The following is a 25,815-nucleotide window of genomic DNA, read 5'->3' on the forward strand; positions in this document are numbered from 1 at the left end:
CTGGCCTAGTATTCTCAGGAGTACTTGTCCTATCAGGTGCGATTGTAATGAAACGTAAAATGTCTAAATAATAGAAAAAGAGTTTCCGTATAAAGGAGAGAGCGAAAGCTCTCTCTTTTTTGGAAATAGAGTAGATGGAGAATAGAGATGAAATTATCGATACTCATTACATTATTGAATGAGGAGTTGGTCCTGTCTCAAACGCATGCTGCTATATCTGATCAATTGGAGCAGATGCTTGGGAAGGAACTTACCGACTATGAGATTCTCTATGTCGATGATGGAAGTAGTGATAAAACATTTGAACTCATTACAGCCATTGCAGAAGAGAATCCTCATGTAAAATATATTCGATTTAGTCGTAATTTTGGTCGTGAGAGTGGTATTTTAGCAGGCTTCAAATATGCAAGTGGTGATGCTGTGATGGTAATGGATGGAGATTTACAACATCCACCATATCTGATCCCCCTCTTTTTAGAAGCCTATAATGAAGGTTATGATATCGTCAGTGGGCAACGAACTCGAGAAGGGGAGTCCTTTATCGGCAGTACCTTTGCTCGTATGTTCTATTTCTTGTCCAATCGGTCGATGGATGTTAAACTAACGGATGGAAAATCCGAGTTGAGACTCCTTAGTCGTAAAGCAATTGACGCGTTTGTGTCTATGCCAGAATACAACCGTTTCAATAAAGGCTTGTATGAATGGATTGGTTTTAAAGAGAAGGTAATTCCTTATAAAAACGAAATCCGTAAAGCTGGTAAGAGTAAGTTTGGTTTTAAAAAATCAATGAACTATGCCATTCAAGGGATTATCTCATTTAATGATCGTCCCCTTCGTGTTTGTATTCAGTTTGGATTTATCTGTTTGGGACTTGCTATTCTGTATCTTGCTTTTGAAATGATGAAGTACATGTTTGCACAAGGGAATTATGTGAGTGGCTATTTTACAACCATAGCTGCGATCATTCTATTTAGTGGTGTTCAATTAATATTTATCGGTATTCTTGGGGAATACATTGGAAAAATTTATTACGAAGTGAAGCGTCGTCCTCATTTTATCATTGAAGATACTAATATTAAAGAAGCCAATGAGAATAAGATAGGTTAAGATGTATAGGAGATAAAAATGTTAGTTTGGTTCATGCGCTTGCAAGAGCTTTGGAAAAAGAATCCCAAGAGGTTTCTATATGCTTTTAGCGCTTTACTCCCGATGACAATTATGCTTGTTGTTTGGGCCTTTATGGGATCATATCCTTTTGGAACCAAAAGTTTGATGGCAGTTGACTTTGGTCAACAATACATCAGTTTCTTTGGTTTATTAAAAAATGCTGTACTCACTGGGGATCTTTCAAGTTTGAGTTATTCGTTTACTAAGTCCCTTGGTGGAGATATGATTGGGGTCCTCGGATATTATTTAATGAGTCCCTTCAATATCATTTATATTTTGACCCCACTTAAGCATTTTGGTTTTGCAGTGTTTTTGACAATTTGGCTCCGTTATGGCGCAATAGGAATGGCCTTCGCCTTTCTTCTTATCAAGCGCTATAAAGGATTAGAGAAAAGAAAATGGCTAGTACCGCTATTTTCGACAGCATATGCCCTTTCAGGGATGTTGGTTTCTTATCAAATGAACGTCATTTTTTATGACGCTATGATCATGCTGCCGATTGTCATTGTTTATTTGGAAGAATTATTAGATGGTGGAGCCCCTTACCGTTATTCTTTTGCATTGGGTCTGACCGTCTTACTTCAATTTTATATGGGGTACATGATTTCGATCTTTGTTGCTCTGTATGCTTGTTTCTATGTATCTCCTAGATTGATGATTGAAGGGGATCTTAAAGCGAAGATCAAAAACTTCATTGAACCTTTGTTGCAGGCTGTCATTTATTCTATTATTGGGATCGGGACAGCCGCAATCCTAATCCTTCCTGTATTCTTCAATTTGGTAGAGAGTAAAGCTCAAGTTGGTGGAGGGATGACCTTCTCTTTAGCCTTCCAGATTAATCCATTGGATATTTTTGCTAAGATGGTGATTGGTGGCTTTGATACGACCTCTGGTTGGTCTGCAGGACCAAACTTACCAAATATCTATATTGGAGCGTTTGGTTTTCTTGGCTTTGTTCTCTACTTTCTCTCTAAGAATGTTTCAAAAGTTAAGAAATGGGCTGCTGGAATTGTTACCCTTGTATTCTTGACATCATTCGTCAATGAGTTTGTAAGTAAGATTTGGCATATGGGGCAAAACCCTGCTGGTTTCTTCTTCCGTTTTTCTTGGTTATTCTCATTCTTCATGTTGGTATTGGCTTACCAAGTAATGAAAGAGAAAGTAGTTATCTCTAAGCTAACTAATCTAGTCATTACACTTGGTTTGCTTCTAGCTGTTATCTACATCCATTCAAATAGCTATACCTTTATTTCGAAAATTCAACCAAAAGCAGTAACATCTTATTTCTCAAGATACTCAATTCTTCACCTACTAGGCCTTGTGGCTGTTGCTTGCTTTGGTTTCTATACCTACTGGGAAAAATCAAAGAGCAATCAAAGAGAGAAAATCATTCGAATCGGAATTACTACTCTTTTCTTAGTGATCGCAGGATTCTTGTTGAAACAAGGCTATCTATTCTCACAATTAAGTCTAACAGCAATAATCTATCTGCTTTTATTGCTCCTATTAAATTCTAAATTGTCACGTATTTCAGTAGTCATCGTGTCGGCTTTGAGTATCTTTGAATTCGGATATAATGCTTATTTGTCTCAGGTTACTCTGGGTTATGACGACGTCAATAAATTTTCAGATGCAGCTGTTTCAGTGAAACGCGTGACAGATAATATTCAAGAAAATGCAGATGAAGAATTTTATCGAATTGCAACGACTTTTGCATATTCACGGACGGTACCTTCTCTGGTATCTTATCCTGGCTTAAGTACCTTTAGTTCAAGTTTGGAAAGAAGCACCCTGGATCACTTCGCTTTAATGGGAGACCTAGGTGTCAATGCTGCTACTGAATATACAAATGGGACACCTCTAACAGATGCCTTGTATGGGGTTCGTTATTATATGACGGTGAAAGATTTTGATCCAAAAGAAATAGAAGCAAATCCAGAAAAGATGTACTTCCATCGTTTTACAAATCGTTTTGATCTAGAGCGCTATTATACAGAAAAAGTATATGAAGATAAGCGATTCCTTGTCTATAAGAATCCAAATTCCTTCCCTCTTGGATATGGAACAAATGCTCTGGTTAAAAATATAAAATTTGGAGTGAATAATGCTATCGCAAACCAAAATATTATTTTGAACTCAATGGAAGGGCATCAAAAGAAAACGAGTGATTATTATGACTACTTTAAACCGTTAGCTTTTAGTGCCATTGAAACGGAGAATGTCATTGAAGAAAAAGTGGATAAGAATACTGGTGAGGCAATCTATAAAAGAGCAGATTCTTCTAAAGAGGCCATCATTCGATATAAGCTAGTGCCACGTTCAAACTATACTTATTACTTCTTCACACCAGCGGGGTTGATTCCAAAACAAGATTACTCAGTTTTAGTGAAAGGGAAATGGTTGCCTAATAATAAAACATTTACTCAAAGACAACTTTGGCAACTAACTGATAATACTGAAAATCAAGAAACTGTGATTGAGTTTCGATTTAGAACTGATAAAATTGATATGAGTCATGCAGGGGTCTATCGTGCAGATCTTGATCAAATTCAAAAAGTATTAGATAATCGTAAGAAACAAGGTTTAGAAGTAACCAAGTTTTCAAATACCCATATTGTCGGTAATGTAAATATTACGGATGATAGTAAATTTATGATGACTTCAATCCCATATAGCGACGGATGGAAGGTCAAAGTAGATGGGAAATTTGTCCAAACTGAAAAATCTTGGAATGCCTTCTTATCCTTCCCAATCACAAAAGGGAAGCATAAGATTGAGTTCGTCTTTAAGAAAAAAGGATTTATCCTTGGTAGCTTATTATCAATCGTTTCAATTGCATCCTTAGTGATTATCATGAAACGTTCGAAAGAGACGGTCTAAGTATGTAGCTCTAATATCCTTTAAAAAAGTTGAGATGTATTCTCAACTTTTTTTCTTTTGAGTGGAATGCACTTGTCAAAATGGAAAGGAAAATAAGTGATGTAGAAGCATACTGAAAAGGGCTAAATGCCTTAACTTGATAGCCGAAAGCTCCATCATCAATAAAAGGAGATCCACCACATTCGAAGATAGTAAAAAATCGTACCAAGTGGGAAATAAAGTGACAATTTTGTGAAAACTATTGCAATATGACTAAGATTATGTAAAATAAATAGTCAAAATAGCCAAAAATGTATAATTTGTTGACGAAACGCTACTTCTTTGTTACTATTCAATGTGTATCAAAGAAAAAAATAATATGAAAAAGGAGATACAACAAATGAAGGAATTGTTTAATAGGCGCCAGCGCTTTTCTTTAAGAAAATATAGCATTGGTGTTTGTTCTGTATTACTAGGGACAGCACTTTTTGCTGTCGGAGCGCCGTCAGTAGCTGCGGATGAAGCTGTGTCTGCTTCTAAACCAAGTGAAGTGGTCGCAGTATCAAGTCCCCAATCTGAGGAATCTCAGCCAGCGAAAGAAGTGGCTCCAGCAAGTACCAACGCTGAAGGAACAGAGCCCTCTAAAGTAAGCGCTCCAGTTGCTGAAGAAAAGGCAGCTGAAGCTACATCAGCAGTAACTGAAACTCCAGTAGCAACTGCAGAAAAAACTGAGGAAGTAAAACCATCTACTGAAGAAGTTGTTAAACCAGAGGCTGCTAAGGAGGAAGCAAAAACAGAAGAAAAATCTGAAGAAGCTAAACCAGCAGTAGAAGAAGCCACTAAATCAGCAACAACTGAAGCAAAACCAGCTACAGATGAGTCAAATAAACCTAAAGTTCGTAACCGTCGTGCGACTACGAATGAAGCTGTATCTGGAGACCACAACTCTAACCCTGTAGCGGTAAGTACTTACTTAAAAGATGGGGAAAAAGCAACTCCAGAAATCAAAGATGCTAACGGTGCAACTGTTAGTTCACAACCTGTACCAGCTGGATATTCAGCTAAAGAAGGAGACTGGTACACATACGCTATCTGGGATTTAACTAGATTCAATGAACGTTATGGTACAAAATACTATGCTCGTGCTTATAAGAGATTTGATGAATCTACAGATACAACTGTTGAATTAATCGATAAAACGACTGGGAATGTAGTAGAAACAAGAACGGTTACTTCATCAAGTGGCGTTCAAAAATTCACTACTACCACAGCTGCGTCTAATAGTGAATTAACCTTCCAAGTAGATTATAAAGCTGGACTTGCTCAAGAAAAAGGTAAAACAATTCAACCATTCATTCAAAATGGGTATGAAGTTGGAAAGAGTATAACAGATTTAGTGGCTGCTGGACACCAATTGACACCTGCAGAGCAAGCACTTCATACTGCGGTTTATAACGCTCGTACAACAACAGATATTCTAAACGTTGTTGAACCAGCTTATAACGGTCGTACAATTACTGATTCAAATGCTAAAATACCAGAGGCAATTAATAAAACAACTTACTATAAAGTAGTTGATAAAAACAATCCTACATTCAATGCAAATAAAACAGATAAAACTGTTCAAGATTACAAAGAAAATGGTAATGAAGTAGATTTAGCTAGATATGCTACTAAAGCTATGGAAGGACAAAGTTTCACAGCATCTGGGGAGCGCCAATTTGATGGATATAAATTGTATCAAACAGCTGATGCAAACGATAAATCTGGTTATGTCAGTCGTCCTTATACTGTTGGGACGAAATTTATGGATGCAGACCGTTATGGTATTAAACGGATTAAAGAAGTTGTTGGAGAAGATGGTTCAGTAGTTATTCGTGTTTACTTACTAGATCCAAAACAACAAAGTAAGCGTTCTGATGGTTCACTAAGTACTGATGGCTATATGTTGCTTGCAGAAACTAAACCTATTAAACCAGGTGAACATAACACTCAAGAATTAGTTGTTAAGAAATCACCTCTTAACACTATTGCACATACAGTAACTGATCCAAAAACTGGAGCCAAAACAAACTATCCTAACGGTAAAGAAGTTACATTCGATTTCCAAAAAGCTGCAGGATATACGCCATATAAATCAGTATTCGTACCATTCTTAGGAGACGGGATTGGACACGGTTCAGCTAACGCACAATTAGAACGTGGAGTTGGTGGTATCGGTACAAACGTTGACTTGCTTAACACTTTGACGCCACATAAACAACCGGTCTACTACTATGTCAAACAAGAGCCAGTTGAAGTCACTCCAGAAGTTGAAAAACAATTGGAAGGACGTGTATTAGCAAATGGTGAGTTTACATTCAAACTAAAAGAAGTTCAACCAAATAAATCAATCCAAGCTTATGAAGAAACTGTAACGAATAAAGCAGACGGTAAAGCTACATTCAGCAAATTAACATTTAACAAAACAGGTATCTATACCTACACCATCACTGAAACACCAGGTTCTGATGGAAATGTTGATTACGATGCAATGACAGTTACGATGACTGTTACTGTTACGGAGAATGCTCAAGGTGATTTACAAGCTGCAGTTAAATACAGTGCTGAAGGTGGATTCAAATCAAGTGCTGATGATAAAATCTTCAACAACTATGTTGTAGCACCAGTTAAAACTAAATTCGACTTCACTAAGAAATTAGCTGGACGTGAACTTAAAGACGGAGAATTCAAATTCGTTCTTAAAAATGCAGATGGTGAAGAAGTTGAAACAGTAACTAACAAAGCTGATGGAACTGTAACATTTACAGAATTATCATTCGACAACTCTAAAGTTGGTACTCACACGTATACAGTAGAAGAAGTTGTTCCTGCAGCTAAAGAAGCTGGTATGGTATACGATACTATGAAAGCTACTATTACTGTAGAAGTTGCTAAAAATGGTCACACATTAACAACAGTAACTAACGTAGTTTCTACTGGTGGGGTAGATGCTAATGGTAACGCTACTGATGGAACTGAGGATAAAGAGTTCAACAACAAGATCACTCCTCCAGAAACGCCTGTATTCCAACCAGAAAAATTCGTCCTTAACAAAGAAAAATTTGATATTACTGGTTCAAAACTCGTTGACGATGATCATGAGTTGACAGATGAGTATACAGAAACAAATGCTAACCCATATGTTGATGATACAAACAACAATGAAGCAGAAAACATCAATACGAAAACTGTTGAACGCGGTGATAAATTAGTTTACCAAGTATGGTTGGACACTAAGAATTTCACTGACAAGAACAACATCCAATCTGTAGGTATCTCTGATACATACGAAGCAAATAAATTGACTGTTAACGCTACTGACATCAAGGCTTATGACAGTGTAACTGGTGAAGATGTAACATCTAAATTTGATATTACAGTAGCTAACGGAGTCATTACAGCTACATCTAAAGCTTCTATGAACAAATCTTTAGGTGATGCAGAAAATACTCAAGTTATTGATACTACTAAATTTGCATTTGGACGTTACTACAAATTTGATATTCCAGCAACAGTTAAAGCAGACGTTGCAGGTGGAGTAGACATCGAAAACAAAGCCAACCAAATCGTTCATGTTTACAACCCAGTAAGCAAATCTGTTGAAACTCCAGAAAAACCAACTCAAAAACGTGTGAACAGTGTACCTATCACTGTAGAATTTAACTTCACGAAACGTTTGGAAGGTCGTGAGCTTAAAGTTAACGAATTCAGCTTCGTACTTAAAGATTCAGCTGGCAAAGTAGTTGAAACTGTTAAGAACGATGCGGCAGGAAACGTTAAGTTCTCAGCATTGAAATTCAAAAAAGGTGAAGAAGGAGCTCACAAATATACTGTTGAAGAGGTAGCAGGAACAGACACAACTGTAACATACGATACTATGAAAGCGGAAGTCACTGTAACAGTATCACACGATGGAACAGCGAAAGCATTGGTTGCTAACGTAACTGAACCAGCTGACAAAGAGTTCAACAATACAGTAACTCCTCCAACAGAACCTAAGTTCCAACCAGAGAAGTATGTGTTGAATGAAGAGAAATACTCAATCACTGAAAACAAACTTCTTGATGATGATGCTGAGTTGACTGATAAATATGGTGAAACAAATACAAATCCATATGTAGATGGAACTTCAAACAACGAAGCAGAAAACATCAATACCAAGACTGTTAACCGCGGAGATAAGATCTACTACCAAGTATGGTTGGATACAACTAAATTCTCATCAACTAACAAAGAAAACGTTCAATCAGTAGGAATCACTGATGACTTCGATGAAACGAAGGTTGATGTAGATTCTACTAAGATCAAAGCTTACGACTCAGTAACTGGTGACGATGTAACAAACAAATTCGACATCAAGGTTGAAAATGGTGTGATGACTGCAACCCTTAAAGCTGGCTTTACGAAGTCATTGGGTGATGCAGAAAATACTCAAATCATTGACACAACTAAATTTGCATTTGAACGTTACTACAAATTTGATATCCCAGCAACTGTTAAAGCAGACGTTGCAGGTGGAGTAGACATCGAAAACACTGCGGCTCAAGTAGTCAACTACTACAATCCAGTAAGCAAGAAAGTTGAAAAACCAAGCAAACCAACTGAGAAACGTGTCAACAACGTACCACTTTCAGTAGAATTCAACTTTACGAAGAAGTTGGAAGGACGTGAGTTGAAAGATCAAGAATTCAGCTTCGTGCTTAAAGATTCGACAGGTAAAGAACTTCAAACTGTGAAGAATGATGCTGACGGAAAAGTTAAATTCTCAGCTCTTACATTTAAGAAGGGTGATGAAGGAACTTACAACTATACTGTTGAAGAAGTTGTTGGAACAGACGCAACTGTTACATACGATACAATGGTAGCTACAGTTAAAGTTGTGGTATCTCATGATGGAACAGCTAAATCATTAGTTACAAACGTAACAGACGCTGAAGACAAAGAGTTCAACAATGTGGTAACGCCTCCGGAAGAACCTAAGTTCCAACCAGAGAAATACGTTGTTAAAGAAGAGAAATTCGATATCACAGGCGACAAACTCGTTGATGATGATAAAGAGTTGGCAGACAAGTACGCAGATACAAATACCAATCCATACGCGGATGATGCATCAAATAATGAAAAAGAAAACTTGAACACTAAGACTGTTAAACGTGGCGACAAGTTGGTTTACCAAGTATGGTTGGATACAACACAATTCGACGCAGCTAACAAGGACAATATCCAATCAGTAGGAATCTCAGATGACTACGATGAAGCGAAATTGGATCTTGATGCTACTAAGATCAAAGCCTACGATTCAGTTACAGGCGATGATGTAACAGCTAAATTCGACATCACAGTTCAAGGTGGAGTAATCACTGCAACTCTTAAAGCTGGCTTCACGAAGTCATTGGGTGATGCAGAAAACACTCAAATCATCGATACAACTAAGTTCGCATTTGGACGTTACTACAAGTTCGACATTCCAACAACAGTGAAAGCTGATGTTCCTGGCGGAGTAGATATCGAAAATACTGCGGCTCAAGTTGTTAACTACTACAACCCAACGACTAAGAAGGTTGAAAAACCAAGCAAACCAACTGAAAAACGTGTCAACAACGTTCCAGTTGAAGTGGAATTCAACTTCACTAAACGTTTAGAAGGTCGTGAACTTCAAGCTAACGAATTCAGCTTTGTGCTTAAAGACTCAGAAGGTAAGACTCTTGAAACTGTAAGCAATGATGCTTCTGGTAACGTTAAGTTCAAAGCTCTTGAATTCAAGAAGGGTGACGAAGGTGTTCATAACTACACAGTAGAAGAAGTTAAAGGAAGCGACACAACCGTTACATACGACACAATGAAAGCGAATGTAACAGTCACTGTATCAAACGACGGAACAGCTAAAGTTCTGATCGCGAAAGTTGGCGACATTGCGGATAAAGAATTTAACAACCGTGTAACTCCTCCAGAAGAGCCTAAGTTCCAGCCAGAGAAATATGTTGTTTCTGAAGAGAAATACGATATCACTGGTGACAAGCTCGTTGATGATGACAAAGAATTGGCAGACAAGTACGCAGATACAAATACCAATCCATATGCGGACGATGCATCAAACAACGAAGCAGAAAACTTGAATACGAAGACTGTGAAACCTGGTGCTAAATTGGTTTACCAAGTATGGCTTGATACAACTAAATTTGACGCAAACAACAAGGACAATATCCAATCAGTAGGAATCTCTGATGACTATGATGAAGCGAAATTGGAACTTGATGCTACTAAGATCAAAGCCTACGATTCAGTAACAGGTGATGATGTAACAGCTAAATTTGATATTACAGTTAATAACGGAGTCATTACTGCAACTCTTAAAGCTGGCTTCACGAAGTCACTTGGCGATGCGGACAACACTCAAGTTATAGACACAACTAAATTCGCATTTGGACGTTACTACAAGTTTGACATTCCAACAACAGTTAAACAATCAGTTGCAGCTGGTGTAGATATCGAAAACACTGCGGCTCAAGTAGTCAACTACTACAACCCAACCACTAAGAAAGTTGAAAAACCAAGCAAACCAACTGAAAAACGTGTCAACAACGTACCGGTTTCAATTGAGTTCAACTTTACTAAGAAGTTGGAAGGACGTGAACTTCAAGCTAACGAATTCAGCTTCGTTCTTAAAGATTCAGAAGGTAATACTCTTGAAACTGTGACGAACGATGCAGCTGGTAACGTTAAGTTCTCAGCTCTTGAATTCAAGAAAGGTCAAGAAGGCGTTCACAACTACACAGTAGAAGAAGTTAAAGGCACAGACGCAACCGTTACATACGACACAATGAAAGCGAATGTAACAGTTACAGTGAAACACGATGGAACAGCTAAAGTTCTGATCGCAACTGTAGGCGAAATTGCGGATAAAGAATTTAACAACCGTGTCACTCCTCCAGAAGAACCTAATTTCCAACCAGAGAAATATGTCTTGAATGAAGAGAAATTCTCAATCACTGATAACAAGCTTCTTGATGATGATGCTGAGTTGACTGATAAATATGGAGAAACAAATACAAATCCATATGTAGATCAAGCTAACAACAATGAAGCTCAAAACATCAACACCAAGACTGTTAAACGTGGTCAAAAACTTTACTATCAAGTATGGTTGGATACAACTAAATTTGACGTAGCTAACAAAGACAACGTTCAAACTGTAGGAATCACTGATGACTTTGATGAAACGAAAGTTGATGTAGATGCTTCAGCTATCAAGGCTTACGATTCAGTAAGTGGAGCAGATGTAACAGACAAGTTCGACATCAAGGTTGAAAATGGTGTGATCACTGCAACTCTTAAAGCTGGCTTCACGAAGTCACTTGGCGATGCGGACAACACTCAAATCATCGATACAACTAAATTCGAATTTGGACGTTACTACAAGTTTGATATCCCAGCGACTGTTAAAGCAGATGTTGCAGGTGGAGTAGACATCGAAAACACTGCGGCTCAAGTAGTCAACTACTACAACCCAACTTCTAAGACAGTTGAAAAACCAAGTAAACCAACTGAAAAACGTGTCAACAACGTACCGGTTTCAATTGAATTTAACTTTACTAAGAAGTTGGAAGGTCGTGAACTTAAAGCTAACGAATTCAGCTTCGTTCTTAAGAACGCAGCAGGTGAAGTTGTTGAAACTGTAAGCAATGATGCATCTGGTAACGTTAAGTTCTCAGCTCTTGAATTCAAGAAGGGCCAAGAAGGAACTCATACTTACACAGTTGAAGAAGTGAAGGGTACTGATGGAACTGTAGCATACGATACGATGAAGGCAACAGTAACTGTGGAAGTTAAACATGACGGAACAGCTAAAGCTCTCATTACTGACGTAACAGAACCAGCAGATAAAGAGTTCAACAACAAGGTAACTCCACCAGAAACTCCAGAATTTAACCCAGAGAAATACATTCTTAATGAAGAGAAATTCGATATCACTGGCAACAAACTTCTGGATGATGATAAAGAATTGGCAGATAAGGTTGCTGATACGAATGCAAATCCTTATGTTGATCAAGCTGATAATAATGAAGCTCAAAATATCAATACGAAGACACTTAAGAAGGGTGATAAAGTATACTACCAAGTATGGTTGGATACAACTAAGTTCACTGAAGCTCACAATATTCAATCTGTAGGTGTAACAGATAAATATGACAGCGAAAACTTAGACGTCAACGTAGCAGAAATTAAAGCATACGACTCTGTAACAGGAGAAGATGTGACAGCTAAATTTGATATCAAGGTTGAAAATGGTGTGATCACTGCAACTTCTAAGACAGACTTGACTAAGTCACTTGGAGATGCAGAAAACACTCCAGTAATCGACACTGCTAAATTTGCATTCGGACGTTACTACAAGTTTGAGATCCCTGCAACTATTAAAGCAACAGCTAAAGATGGTGTAGATATCGAAAACACTGCTTCACAAACTGTTCACCAATACGATCCAACTAAGAAATCTGTTGAAAAACCAGAAAAACCAACAGAAAAACGTGTCGTTAACATCCCAACTAAAGTTGAATTTAATTTCACTAAGAAACTTGAAGGACGTGAGCTAAAAGAAGGTGAATTTAGCTTCGTACTTAAAGATAAAGATGGAAAAGTTATTGAAACAGTTAAGAACGATGCATCAGGAAACATCAAGTTCTCTGCATTAGAGTTCAAACGTGGAGAAGAAGGAACTCACACTTACACAGTGGAAGAGGTTAAAGGTACTGAAGCAGGAGTTGAATACGATAAGATGGTAGCTACAGTAACAGTAACAGTTACTAAAGAAGGCAAAGTCTTAACGACAACTTCTCAATTACCGGAAGATACTGAGTTCAACAACAAGGTAATTCCACCGAAACCACCAGTAACACCACCAACACCACCGGTGACACCACCAACACCACCGGTAACACCACCAACACCACCGGTAACACCACCAACACCGCCGGTAACACCACCAACACCACCAGTAACACCACAACTTCCTGCTACAGGTGAAGAACAATCAGTTTCTGCTGCATTGTTAGGTGCTGCTCTTGGTTTGGTAGGACTTGCTGGTCTTGCAAGACGCAAGAAAAACGAAGACTAAACAAGTGGTAAAAACCAACGAATCACACTAGGTTCGTAAATGCTTTAGTTTTCCACAAGGAGGCCTCGCTTTAAGGAGTGGGGCCTTTTTGTTATTTCTTGAAAGCATTGAAATCACGTCTCGCAATATGATACAATAGAGGATATTTACAATAGTTAGGACAAAGATATGCTTATTTCGATTATTTCACAAGGCTTGATCTGGGCTATTTTGGGGCTAGGGATCTTTATGACCTTCCGTATCTTGGATTTCCCAGATATGACCACAGAGGGTTCCTTTCCATTAGGAGGAGCCGTTGCGGTAACTCTGATTACCAAAGGGGTTCACCCTTTATTAGCCACCCTGGCGGCTATTGGTGCGGGGTGCTTGGCTGGATTGGCTACAGGTCTTCTTTATACCAAAGGAAAGATTCCGACGCTGTTATCGGGGATTTTGGTGATGACTTCCTGTAACTCAGTCATTCTCTTTGTGATGCAACGGGCCAACCTGGGTTTACTCGGATACTCAAAAATCCAAGATATGATTCCCATCGCGAGTGGCGTAAACGAGATTATCATCGGGATCATCTTTGTAACTCTGGTGATTGCTGCCATGCTCTTCTTTTTAGATACTAAATTGGGGCAAGCCTATATTGCGACGGGGGACAATCCTGAGATGGCTAAAAGCTTTGGGATCCATACCAGCCGGATGGAGTTGATGGGGCTAGTAGTTTCTAATGGGATTATCGCCTTTTCAGGTGCCTTGATGGCCCAGCAAGAAGGCTATGCAGATGCTTCTCGAGGGATCGGAGTCATCGTTGTTGGTTTGGCTAGCTTGATTATCGGAGAGGTCCTTTTCTCAAAACTAACCTTAGCAGAACGTTTGCTCAGTATCGTTATTGGATCAATCATTTATCAATTCTTAATTTGGGCTGTGATTGCCATCGGTGTCAATACCAGCTACATTCGCATCTTTAGCGCTATCATCTTGGCGATCTGTCTCATGATTCCAACCTTTAAAGAGAAACTGCTGAAAGGAGTCAAACTCAGCAAATGACCGCAATTGTAGAATTAAAAAATGCCACCATCGTGGTGAACAATGGCTTGAATGAAGAAAAAGTCATTTTGGACAATGTCTCTTTGGAGATTCATGAGCATGACTTTATCACCATTCTTGGGGGCAATGGTGCTGGTAAGTCAACCCTTTTCAACACCCTGGCTGGAACTCTGCCTCTGACCAGTGGTCAAGTCTTGATCAAAGGAGAGGACGTGACGCACTATGGTCCGGAAAAACGGGCCAAATACCTATCCCGGGTCTTCCAAGATCCAAAGATGGGGACGGCTCCTCGTATGACAGTGGCCGAGAATCTCCTGATTGCAAAATTTCGAGGAGAAAAGCGGGGCTTGGTTCCTCGTCGCCTTGCCCAGTACAAAGACGAGTTTAAAGAGGTTTTAAGCCAGATTGGCAATGGTTTAGAGAAGCATGTCGATACGGCGGTAGAATTCTTATCTGGTGGACAACGTCAAGCTCTGAGCCTGTTGATGGCTACCCTGAAGCGCCCTGAACTCTTGCTCTTGGATGAGCATACAGCTGCTCTCGATCCCAAGACGAGTCAGGCCTTGATGGAGCTGACGGATCGATTTGTCAAAACGGATCGACTGACTGCCTTGATGATTACCCACCATATGGAAGATGCCCTCAAGTACGGGAATCGCTTGATTGTCATGAAGGATGGAAAGATTATCCAGGACTTGAACCAAGAGGAAAAGGCTAAGATGGACCTGTCTGATTACTACCGTTTCTTTGAGTAAATTTAGAAACTAGTTTCAGCGTGTAATCGCTTGCAATACCAATATTAAAGGAGTATACTATAGGTGAAGATAAGGGAGAAGGGGTTGATACCAATGCCTTATAGATTCATACATTAGGTTACTTCGTTTTAGGTCTGTCTTCGCTGACACTTGTTCGTGCTCTTTATGAAAAGAGCCTTAACGCCGGAAATGTTAAATCGGTTGAGCCGTCAAGTAAGTCTGCTTAACTTACTAAATGACATTGAAATACGTGTAAATAGTAGTGGAAGCTTTGGATGGTTTTCGAACTTCGGTATGCTCAACTGAGTGCTTTGTAACAAAACTGAAAGAGAAATTGCAAAGAAAACCACTGGTATGTGAAAACGTACCATGAAAAGAAATGAAAATCATAACTGTTGTTTTCGTTAGCCTAAATGGTTAATCGCCTCTTGTCAGTGAAGCAGACCAGACCTCTAGTCCCGTAAGACTGGAGGTCTTTTTGTCTGTCATGCTAGAAAGTTGAGGTGAGGTCAGTGGGATTGCCATACGCACATGAATATAGCTGTCGAGATCACTTTAAAGAAAGAGCAATGGAACGATTTGGGGTCGATAAAGAGCAGTTGAAACGCTGGGTCAATCAACATGTGCCCTCGCTTCATCATTTTGATAGCAGTTTTGATCAACGGCCCGATACGGAAGCCTATGTAGCAGAGGACGGTGTCGTCTTTGTGTGTGATCTGAAGAAGCGAGAATTTATTACTTGCTTCCAAGCGGTCAATTTGACGGTGGATGAAGAGCAGAAGGAAGTCTGTCAAGATATTCATCGTGAGAATGTGCTCGCCTATAAACATAGCCAAAGCAAGCTCCTGAATCGCTACCGTTTGAAAGAGGCGAAAGAGTTACTGGCCAATATTGAAGAGCATGTTGATCGGTTTTATAGTTTGTCCCAAACCCTCAAGAAAGGGGCTCTCAGCGATCGGAATTACCACCACCTAGAAGAACTGTTAAATGAATTTCATGTGATCAAGGCGGCGATACGGGTGATTGAGAATAAGAAAAATGACTATCATACGGACTAGCGTCTCTTTAGCAAGCTGACATTCTATGCTGTCGTCTTGGGTTTTGATAAGGGTTCCTCCATCAAATGATGGAGGGCTTTTGTTTGGTCTGACTTTTGAAAAAATCGTGAAAAAATAGTATAATGTTCTAGATATGCAAGAAAATTGCAAAACTGTAATTCGACTTGGTGAGCCAAGGACCGTAAGTATGAACCATCACATAAAGGAGAAAACATGAGTAACATTAAGTTGATTACTTTAGGTGGAGTCCGTGAAAACGGGAAAAACCTCTACATAGCTGAAGTAAATGGCTCTATTTTTGTTTTGGATGCTGGTCTCAAGTATCCAGAAAATGAGCAACTAGGGGTCGATGTCGTTATTCCCAACATGGACTACCTCTTTGAGAATAGCGATCGTATCGCAGGAGTCTTTTTAACGCACGGGCATGCGGATGCCATTGGAGCCCTTCCCTATCTTTTAGCGGAGGCTAAAGTTCCCGTATTTGGGTCAGAGTTGACCATCGAGTTGGCCAAACTCTTTGTCAAGAGCAATGACAGTGTCAAGAAGTTCAATGATTTCCATGTAATCGATGCCAACTCAGAGATTGATTTTGGAGGAACCGTTGTTTCCTTCTTTCAGACAACCCACTCTATTCCAGAAAGTTTAGGAATTGTCATCAAGACTTCTGAAGGAAGTATCGTCTATACCGGAGACTTCAAGTTTGACCAGACAGCGAGTGAGTTTTATGCGACTGACTTTGCTCGTTTGGCAGAGATTGGACAAGAAGGCGTCCTCGCTCTCTTGAGTGACTCTGCCAATGCCGATAGTAAGATTCAAGTGGCTAGTGAGCAAGAGGTTGGGGATGAAATCCTAGATACGATTGCTGACTGGGATGGCCGTATCATTGTAGCCGCTGTTGCAAGTAACCTATCACGGATCCAGCAAGTCTTTGACGCAGCTGCAGAGACAGGGCGCCGGGTTGTCTTGACTGGATTTGACGTAGAAAATATTGTCCGTACAGGGATTCGTTTAAATAAACTGTCTTTGGCCAACGAAAAAATATTGATCAAGCCAAAAGAAATGTCTCGTTTTGAGGATCATGAATTGATTATTCTTGAAACGGGGCGGATGGGTGAACCCATCAACGGCCTCCGTAAAATGTCCATTGGCCGTCACCGCTATGTTGAAATCAAGGATGGTGACTTGGTCTATATCGTAACAACTCCATCTATCGCTAAAGAAGCGGTTATGGCACGTGTAGAAAACATGGTCTATCAAGCAGGCGGAGTCGTAAAAGCGATTACTCAAAGCTTGCGTGTATCAGGACACGGAAATGCGCGTGATCTTCAATTGATGATCAACCTCCTGCGCCCCAACTATCTGTTCCCAATTCAAGGGGAATACCGCGAATTGGATGCCCATGCACGGCTTGCGATGGAAGTGGGGATTTTGCCTGAAAATATCTTCATTCCGAAAAAAGGCACCATCATGGAATATGATAATGGTGACTTCGTTCCTGCAGGTAGCGTCTCTGCTGGAGATGTCCTCATCGATGGGAATGCCATTGGGGATGTTGGAAATGTCGTGCTCCGTGACCGGAAAGTCCTTTCAGAAGATGGTATCTTTATTGTGGCCATTACGGTTAACCGTCGTGAAAAACGCATTATCTCGAAGGCAAAAGTTCACACTCGTGGTTTTATCTATGTGAAGAAGAGTCGCGATATCTTGCGCGAAAGTGCTGAGATTGTCAACCAAAGTGTGGAAGAATACTTAGCCCAGGACAGCTTCGATTGGGGCGAGCTCAAGGGTGCTGTTCGTGATAGTTTGGCCAAGTACCTCTTTGACCAGACCAAACGTCGACCAGCTATCTTGCCAGTCGTCATGGAAGTACGCTAGGATTAAGATAAGAGGAAAAGTCGATCGTCGGCTTTTTCTTATCAAGGAAAAGAAGAAATAGTGAGGAAAGATAGATGGCAGTAATGCAGATTGAATACTATTCAGAAGCGCTCGCAATGGAGTGGGGGATCAACGTCCTCTACCCAGATGGATCTCGGGTGGAAAATCCAGATGATCAAGATATCCCGGTCCTCTATCTCCTTCATGGGATGAATGGCAATCAGTACTCCTGGTTGAAACGGACCAATGTAGAACGGATCTTACGTTCGACCAATCTGATTGTTGTCTTGCCTAATACCAATAATGGTTGGTATACGGATACCCAGTATGGCTATCCCTACTACACAGCCATCGCAGAGGAATTGCCTAAGACCTTGGCACGCTTCTTCCCCAATATGACTAAGAAGCGGGAGAAGACCTTTATCGCTGGTCTATCGATGGGGGGCTATGGATCTTTCAAACTCGCCCTTCAAACCAATCGCTTCTCGCATGCTGCTAGCTTTTCTGGTGCTCTTAGCTTTGAGGGACGTCAACTGGCAGACACTGACCTTGGCAGTAAGGCTTATTGGCAAGGGGTCTTTGGAGAGCTAGAAGATTGGACGACGAGTCCTTACTCCTTGGAGAGCATTGCGGAGAAGTACTCAGATAAAAAGACGGTCTTATGGGCGTGGTGTGGCGAGCAGGATGCTCTGTATGAGGCCAACAATACAGCTGTTGATCATCTGAAGGACCTCGGTTTTGATATCACCTACAGCCATGGACCAGGAAAACATGAATGGTTTTATTGGGAGCGGGAGTTGGAGCATTTCTTAGCAACCCTGCCAATTGATTTTGAACTAGAAGAACGACACGATTAGGAAGCTACTCATGCAGAGATGTGCTATAATAGAGTGAAAAGTGTCTGGGCTAGTTAGAAGAGAAGCCCGGAATCAAAGAACAATTAGGAGAAACATACGTGACTAAAGATATTCGTGTGCGTTATGCACCAAGTCCAACCGGACTACTACACATCGGAAATGCTCGTACAGCATTGTTTAACTACTTGTATGCGCGCCACCACGGTGGAACTTTTATTATCCGTATCGAAGATACAGACCGTAAGCGCCACGTCGAAGACGGCGAACGTTCCCAGCTGGAAAACCTTCGCTGGTTGGGTATGGACTGGGATGAAAGTCCAGAGACGCATGAGAACTACCGCCAGTCTGAACGTTTGGAACTCTATCAAAAATATATCGACCAACTCTTGGCTGACGGAAAAGCCTACAAGTCTTATGTGACAGAAGAAGAGTTGGCAGCAGAACGTGAACGTCAAGAAGTAGCTGGTGAAACACCTCGCTACATCAACGAATACCTCGGCATGAGCGAAGAAGAAAAAGCTGCTTATATCGCAGAACGCGAAGCAGCGGGAATCATCCCTACGGTTCGCTTGGCTGTGAATGAGTCTGGTATTTACAAATGGCATGATATGGTTAAAGGCGATATTGAGTTTGAAGGTGGCAATATCGGTGGGGACTGGGTTATCCAAAAGAAAGATGGTTACCCAACTTACAACTTCGCCGTTGTGATCGATGACCATGACATGCAAATTTCTCACGTCATCCGTGGAGATGACCACATTGCCAATACACCAAAACAGCTCATGGTTTATGAGGCTCTTGGATGGGAAGCTCCAGAGTTCGGCCACATGACCTTGATCATCAACTCTGAAACTGGTAAGAAGTTGTCTAAACGGGACACTAACACTCTTCAATTTATCGAAGATTACCGGAAGAAAGGGTACCTTCCAGAAGCAGTCTTTAACTTTATCGCTCTTCTTGGTTGGAACCCTGGTGGGGAAGACGAAATCTTTTCTCGCGAAGAACTCATCAAGCTCTTTGATGAAAACCGCCTTAGCAAGTCTCCAGCAGCCTTCGACCAGAAGAAAATGGACTGGATGAGCAATGAGTATATCAAGAATGCGGATCTTGCGACCATCTTTGAAATGGCCAAACCATTCCTCGAAGCAGCAGGACGCTTGACAGACAAGGCTGAAAAATTGGTGGAACTCTATAAACCACAAATGAAGTCAGTGGATGAAATCGTTCCATTGACAGACCTTTTCTTCTCAGACTTCCCAGAATTGACAGAAGCTGAGCGAGAAGTCATGGCTGGTGAAACGGTTCCGACTGTACTTGAGGCCTTTAAGGCAAAACTTGAAGCCATGTCAGACGATGAGTTTGTGGTAGAAAATATCTTCCCGCAAATCAAAGCAGTCCAAAAGGAAACTGGTATCAAAGGGAAAAACCTCTTCATGCCAATCCGTATCGCCGTTTCAGGAGAGATGCACGGACCAGAATTGCCAGAAACCATCTACTTGCTTGGTCGCGAGAAATCTATCCAACACATTGAAAAAATGTTGGAAGAAATTGCAAAATAGGAATACATTTATTCTTATTTAAGAATGTTGACAGAGGCTTATAGATTGCATTATAAAGAAGTAAGTGTCAAGATTGCTACTCTAAAATCTCAGAGGGAGATTGGAGAAGGGCTCTGGGTATTTTGTCAGCTATAATGGGTGAGGAAACGTTACACCTTGGAGAGGATCGAATTGGTTCTCTCCTTTTTGATGTTCAAAACGATGAAAATTCTAGTTTTAAAGTGGTCAATGTTCTGGAAAGCAACAGTATTTTGCTTGATGTCTTTGATGAGGTTATTGGTAGCTTTCAGTTTTACATTTGAATAGGGGAGTTCTATGTGTTAATGGTCTTTAGAGATTTATGGGACTTATTTACAGCAAAAAAACTCCATCATTCCTTATATACTAGAGTAATTAAAGCATTTTAAAAAAGAAGTAGTTTTAGTGTCTACTTTTTTTGATGATCCCTCCTGGTATTTTATGGTATACTGAAAGCGATAAAATGATTGGAGATCAAGATGAAAAAGATTCCTTTAGCATTTTCAGGCTGCCTGTTAGGTTTAGCAGGGGCTGGAAACCTTCTGTCTGATACCTTCCCAGTTCTGGCTCATTTCTTCAGTTTGACGGGTTTGATCCTATGGGTTTTCTTTTTATGTCACCATCTGTTCTACTGGTCAGAAACCAAGATCGAACTACAAGAGCCGGCCCTTCTGTCTGGGATGGCGACCTTTCCCATGGCTGGGATGATTCTATCGACTTATCTCTTACGACTCTTTCCGACATTTGGAGGACTCGCCCAGTTAGTTTGGTGGACTGCTTTCCTCTTAGATTGTGGCTTGATCTTCTACTTTACCAAGACCCATATATTGGCAAAACCAAGAGCCAATGCCACCCCTAGTTGGACCGTCCTTTATGTGGGGATTGCTGTTGCCGCCTTGACTTACCCAGTGGTAGGAGTGGTTGAGCTGGCCTATCTGACTCTTGGATTTGGCTTTGTCTTAACCTTGATTCTTTACCCCTTGATCTATCAGGGGTTGAAAACTACCCCTTTACCGAGCCACTTATTGGGACAAGAAGGGATTTATTGTGCCCCCTTTTCTCTTCTGTTAGCGGCCCTGGTTCGTGTGGGTGGAGCCAGTCTACCTGTTTGGCTGTTAACCATTATGGTCGGACTCTCTCAAGCTTTTTATTTCTTCGTTTTAACGCGTCTGCCTAAAATGTTAAAAGAGGGCTTTCAACCAGCCTTTTCAGCCTTAACCTTCCCGACGGTCATCACAGCTACTTCCCTGAAAATGGCCCAAGGCCTATTGCACAGTTCTCTGTTAAGGCCCCTTGTCTGGTTAGAAACCATTCTGTGTCTAGCCATTCTTGTGTCCGTGCTTGTAGGCTTTGTGATTTACATAAAAGGGGAGGACGAGCATTCCAATAGAAATTAGAGGTCAGAGACGGTTGTCTCGACCTTTTTTGGTTCACTTTCTAATTGAATCCTAGGAATGATTATGGTAAGATGCAATAAATCATTTTTTGTCTCCCTCGAAAGGAATGTATGAAATTTTTAAAGACAAAGGCCAAGCTCTTTTATCCACTCTTACTAATGGTCTTCTATATCTTAGTTCGGCCACAATTTCGCGAGTTGGCCCAACTAGTCAGCAACCAAGTCGGCCAACCCCTTAGCTATTTTTGGACCCTTCTCTTTTTAGAGGCAGGTTATTTGGTGCTTGTTTTTTCATTGGTAAAGAAATACAGTCCACGCATGGTTTTTCAGTGGGCGAAGAAGAAACAATTCCTTCCCGCTATCTACGCTACTATATTCTCCAGTTGTGCCATCTACTGGCTAGACTACTTTCTTAGTGGGTTCACCAAAGGACGTCTAGCTATTTATCACTCTTTTCCGGTGACCTTGGAAGCCTTAGGATCTCTCATCCTCTTTGTATTAGTGGTCATCATTCGACCGATGACCGTGGAACTGATCTTTCGTGGAGCGCTTGTCCAAGCCTATTTTAAAAAATGGCCCTTCTACGCGAGTGTATGGGCCCCAGCCCTTATCTATAGTGGACTTCAATTCCTTCACCATCCCTTTACTGTTTTGAGTTTTTTGATCTATACCATCCCCGCCCTGATTTTTGGATTATTGAATGAAAAGACGAGCTCATTGTATTATCCTATCCTTGCTCATATCGGCTTGAACTTCATTTATAGCTTACCCATCATCTTATCAACCCTCCAGCATCTCTTCTCCTAGCCGTTTTGACGGCACTGGAGGAGGCTTTAAACCAAGAGCCAGAAGGTCGTTGGTTTTTTTTGAAATTATGGTATAATAGAATAAATTTAAAAGAGGGAGTGGGAGTTTGAGAAAAAGCTATCGTGTCAAGCGAGAAAAAGATTTCAATGCCATTTTTAAAAGCGGCAAGAATTGTGCAAATAGAAAATTTGTCATCTACCGTTTGCCACAAGAGCAGCCCCATTTCCGTGTCGGCTTATCCGTGAGTAAAAAACTAGGAAATGCTGTGACACGCAACCGAATCAAGCGCTTGATTCGTCATGTTTTAATGAAGCACCAGGATCATCTTGTAGCAGATGATTTTGTTGTGATTGCTCGAAAGGGAGTTGAAGAACTGGATTTTGATCAGGTCGAAAAAAATCTAGTCCATGTATTAAAATTAGCGCAAGTCTATCGTCAGGAAAGGTAATTACGTGAAAAAGAAACTAAAAGTAGCTAGCTTACTCGGAGGGGCCCTCCTATTATTAACAGCCTGTGGAACGTCTGAAGTGACTTCCCAATCATCAGGAGTTTGGGAAAAATTCGTTTACTTCTTTGCAGAAGTCATCCGTTTTCTTTCTATTGGAGGCAACATCGGAGTCGGGATTATCCTCTTCACTCTCTTGATTCGGACCATTCTTTTGCCAGTTTTCCAATACCAAATGACCTCCTCGCGCAAAATGCAGGAGATTCAGCCACTAGTGAAAGAAATCCAGGCCAAGTACCCTGGGAAGGATTTGGAAAGCCGCACTCGCATGTCAGAAGAAATGCGGGAACTCTATAAAGAAAAAGGCGTCAAGACTTCCTCTGCCTTCTTGCCATTGTTTATTCAAATGCCAGTCTTGATGGCCTTGTTCCAAGCTTTGAGTAGGGTAGAATTCCTAAAAGTCGGTCATTTTCTTTGGTTGGATATGAGCGCAACAGACCCAACCTTTATTTTGCCAGTTTTGGCAGCCGTCTTCACCTTCTTTAGCACCTGGTTGAGCAACAAAGCCATGCCAGAAAAAAATGGTGGAATGACAGCCATGATGTATGCAATGCCCGTGATGATTTTCTTCTTCGCTATGTACTCAGCCAGCGGGGTTGCTCTCTACTGGGTGGTTTCCAATGCTTACCAAGTTGGGCAAACTTACCTATTGAACAATCCATTTAAGATTATTGCGGCGCGTGAAGCAGAGCAACAGGCAATCAAAGATATAGAAAAACAAAAACGACGTGCATTTAACAAAGCACAGAAAAAGAAAAACTAAGAAGGAGTTTGACAGATGGTCCAATATAAAGGAGTCAATGTTGAAGAAGCCATTCAAAATGGTTTGAAAGAATTAGATATCCCGCGCATGAAAGCACATATTACTGTCGTTTCTCGTGAAAAGAAAGGGTTCCTCGGTCTCTTTGGTAAGAAGCCAGCTGTGGTAGACATCGAACCAATTGCAGAAACTACAGTGACAAAAGCCAATCAACAAGCTGTTAAGGGAGTTCCTGAGGAAATTAATGCTCAAAACGAACCTGTCAAGAGTGTCAGTGAAGAGACTGTTGATTTGGGTCGCGTGGTAGCAGCGATTAAAAAAGTTGAAGAAGAAGGCCAAGAAGTTTCTGAAGAAGTGAAGGCTGAGATTCTCAAACATGAGAAGGCTCCTGAAACCATTCTTGAAGAACAGGGTCATGGAGAGATTCTCGATTCAAGTCTTAACGAAGCTGAGATCCGCCAGACATCTGATTTTGCTGACTTGGGCATTGAAGTAGAAGAAAGCTATGACATTGAAAAGGTTGTTTCTGATGTAACTGCCTATGTTCAAACCGTTATTGATGAAATGGATGTCGAAGCTAGCATCTCAAGCAGCTACAACCGTCGCACCATCAATATGCAGATTGATACCAATGAGCCAGGCCGTGTCATTGGCTACCACGGAAAAGTTCTCAAGGCCCTTCAATTGTTGGCACAGAACTACCTTTACAATCAGTATTCTAAGAATTTCTACATTGCGATCAACGTTAATGATTATGTTGAACACCGTGCAGAAGTCCTTCAAAGCTATGCGCAAAAATTGGCAAGTCGTGCTCTAGAAGAAGGTCGAGCGCAACATACAGATCCAATGTCTAATAGCGAACGCAAGATTATCCACCGCATCGTATCGAAAATGGATGGAGTCACCAGCTATTCTGAAGGAGAAGAACCAAATCGTTACGTTGTCGTCGATATTGAAGGTTAATCTGCCGTCTAAAAAGGAAAATTTCAAAAGGGAGAGAGGGGTGTAAGCTTGATCTCTCCTTTTCTATTTGGGAAAGGAAGACCAAAATGTATAATAAGATGAGAGACTTTTTGAACTGTCAGGGGATCAAGTACCTAGCCCCTGCTAAAGCTGGTGAGGATGCAGAGCGAATGGTAGAGTATCGCGAGTTAGGGCAAGAAGCTCGGCAGGAATTCACCCACTTGGTCAGTGATTTTCAGAAGCACTTTCCGCATTTAAAACAAGATCGGACCAGTCAGTGGATGAATCAAGCTCAAATTCTTCGCCCTCATTTTTGGGCTTATCTCCAAGGAGAGGGAGAGATCACGGATCCGATGTTTGCCTTGCGACTTTATGGTGATGCGAAGGACTTTGGTGTGTCCCTGGAAGTAAGTTTTATCGAACGCAAGAAGGATGAGGAGAGTCTACAAAAGCAGAACCGCGTTTTAACTCTTCCGGTTTTTTCGCCAGTCTATTACTTCGCCCAAATAGAAGGTGTCAGTCAACGATTCCAAGGGACAGAAGCCAATCGCCAGAGACTTCTCAAAGGTGTGGAAACTGGCCAGGTCCGAAAGGTCTTGGTAAAAGTCGATGTCAATCTATCGCAAGCGACGAGTCGAGATGCCATTCTTGAGGAATTAAAAAAAGGAATGGCTAGCTTGCTTCCTTACTATGAAGCGACTCGTCAAAGGATAGAAGGAGATGCCCAATAAAAGCGGTATCATTGAACCTGCCCCAACAAATTTTTCATAGCTATTGACAAACAGACGTGAATCAGATAGAATAGTAAAGTATGTTTAGTAACTGATCACATTATAGCCGGCTAAACGAATACAAAATCTATGAGGAGGTATTCATCGTGAAACGTACTTATCAACCAAGTAAACTTCGTCGTGCGCGCAAACATGGTTTCCGTCACCGTATGGCAACTAAAAACGGTCGTCGCGTATTGGCAGCTCGTCGTCGTAAAGGACGCAAAGTTTTGGCTGCGTAATTCAGATAAAAAACTAAAAACCAGTAGAAACT

Annotated in this window: 16 protein-coding genes and 1 pseudogene; 16 read left to right on the forward strand and 1 reads right to left on the reverse strand. The window is 40.8% G+C overall.

The features are described 5' to 3' along the window. Window positions 1-147 precede the first annotated feature (147 nt). From pgfS to gltX, 9 genes are all read left to right on the forward strand, one after another. The gene (gene pgfS, locus ADF75_RS09475; RefSeq protein ID WP_048789950.1) at window positions 148-1,107 is read left to right on the forward strand and encodes a glycosyltransferase PgfS; all 960 of its coding nucleotides are present in this window, start codon (window positions 148-150) and stop codon (window positions 1,105-1,107) included. A gap of 18 nt (window positions 1,108-1,125) precedes the next feature. Beyond that, entirely contained in the window at window positions 1,126-4,047 is a 2,922-nt protein-coding gene (gene pgfM1 / locus ADF75_RS09480; protein ID WP_048789951.1) for a glycosyltransferase PgfM1, read from the forward strand. A gap of 379 nt (window positions 4,048-4,426) precedes the next feature. Further along, complete coding sequence (locus ADF75_RS09485; RefSeq protein ID WP_048789952.1) at window positions 4,427-13,183, forward strand: YSIRK signal domain/LPXTG anchor domain surface protein; 8,757 nt, start codon at window positions 4,427-4,429, stop codon at window positions 13,181-13,183. 168 nt (window positions 13,184-13,351) lie between these two features. After that, window positions 13,352-14,218, forward strand: a complete 867-nt coding sequence (locus ADF75_RS09490) for an ABC transporter permease (RefSeq protein WP_048789953.1) — start codon at window positions 13,352-13,354, stop codon at window positions 14,216-14,218. Further along, on the forward strand, window positions 14,215-14,973 hold the full coding sequence (locus ADF75_RS09495) for an ABC transporter ATP-binding protein (RefSeq protein ID WP_048690895.1): 759 nt from the start codon (window positions 14,215-14,217) through the stop codon (window positions 14,971-14,973). Before ADF75_RS09490 ends, ADF75_RS09495 begins: the two co-directional genes overlap by 4 nt. A gap of 569 nt (window positions 14,974-15,542) precedes the next feature. Then, complete coding sequence (locus ADF75_RS09500) at window positions 15,543-16,031, forward strand: hypothetical protein (protein ID WP_048690893.1); 489 nt, start codon at window positions 15,543-15,545, stop codon at window positions 16,029-16,031. 213 nt (window positions 16,032-16,244) lie between these two features. Continuing rightward, entirely contained in the window at window positions 16,245-17,906 is a 1,662-nt protein-coding gene (locus tag ADF75_RS09505) for a ribonuclease J (RefSeq protein ID WP_048690891.1), read from the forward strand. A gap of 74 nt (window positions 17,907-17,980) precedes the next feature. Continuing rightward, a complete protein-coding gene (locus ADF75_RS09510) occupies window positions 17,981-18,763 on the forward strand; it encodes an alpha/beta hydrolase (RefSeq protein ID WP_048789954.1) in 783 nt (260 codons plus the stop codon). 98 nt (window positions 18,764-18,861) lie between these two features. Next, the gene (gene gltX, locus ADF75_RS09515; RefSeq protein WP_048789955.1) at window positions 18,862-20,322 is read left to right on the forward strand and encodes a glutamate--tRNA ligase; all 1,461 of its coding nucleotides are present in this window, start codon (window positions 18,862-18,864) and stop codon (window positions 20,320-20,322) included. Between the two features lie 149 nt (window positions 20,323-20,471). On the opposite strand, the pseudogene ADF75_RS10690 reads toward gltX, so the two are convergent. Next, a pseudogene (locus ADF75_RS10690) lies at window positions 20,472-20,639 on the reverse strand (ISL3 family transposase); the annotation flags it as partial. Between the two features lie 180 nt (window positions 20,640-20,819). On the opposite strand from ADF75_RS10690, the gene ADF75_RS09525 reads away from it, so the two are divergent. From ADF75_RS09525 to rpmH, 7 genes are all read left to right on the forward strand, one after another. After that, window positions 20,820-21,737, forward strand: a complete 918-nt coding sequence (locus ADF75_RS09525) for a TDT family transporter (RefSeq protein WP_048789957.1) — start codon at window positions 20,820-20,822, stop codon at window positions 21,735-21,737. Between the two features lie 110 nt (window positions 21,738-21,847). Continuing rightward, the gene (locus tag ADF75_RS09530; RefSeq protein ID WP_048789958.1) at window positions 21,848-22,543 is read left to right on the forward strand and encodes a CPBP family intramembrane glutamic endopeptidase; all 696 of its coding nucleotides are present in this window, start codon (window positions 21,848-21,850) and stop codon (window positions 22,541-22,543) included. A 106-nt stretch (window positions 22,544-22,649) separates the two neighbouring features. After that, complete coding sequence (gene rnpA / locus ADF75_RS09535) at window positions 22,650-22,991, forward strand: ribonuclease P protein component (protein WP_048690882.1); 342 nt, start codon at window positions 22,650-22,652, stop codon at window positions 22,989-22,991. Window positions 22,992-22,995: 4 nt separating this feature from the next. Further along, the gene (locus ADF75_RS09540) at window positions 22,996-23,811 is read left to right on the forward strand and encodes a YidC/Oxa1 family membrane protein insertase (protein ID WP_048789959.1); all 816 of its coding nucleotides are present in this window, start codon (window positions 22,996-22,998) and stop codon (window positions 23,809-23,811) included. Window positions 23,812-23,826: 15 nt separating this feature from the next. Beyond that, window positions 23,827-24,771 carry an RNA-binding cell elongation regulator Jag/EloR gene (jag, locus tag ADF75_RS09545; protein ID WP_048789960.1) on the forward strand — a complete coding sequence of 315 codons (945 nt, stop codon included), beginning with the start codon at window positions 23,827-23,829 and terminating at the stop codon, window positions 24,769-24,771. An 86-nt stretch (window positions 24,772-24,857) separates the two neighbouring features. Beyond that, window positions 24,858-25,502: a hypothetical protein gene (locus ADF75_RS09550; protein WP_048789961.1), complete on the forward strand. Its 645-nt coding sequence runs from the start codon at window positions 24,858-24,860 to the stop codon at window positions 25,500-25,502. Between the two features lie 146 nt (window positions 25,503-25,648). Continuing rightward, a complete protein-coding gene (gene rpmH / locus ADF75_RS09555; RefSeq protein WP_003003086.1) occupies window positions 25,649-25,783 on the forward strand; it encodes a 50S ribosomal protein L34 in 135 nt (44 codons plus the stop codon). Window positions 25,784-25,815: the final 32 nt, after the last annotated feature.

It is taken from the genome of Streptococcus sp. 1171_SSPC, from assembly GCF_001069335.1.
Classification (GTDB): Bacteria; Bacillota; Bacilli; order Lactobacillales; family Streptococcaceae; genus Streptococcus; species Streptococcus xiaochunlingii.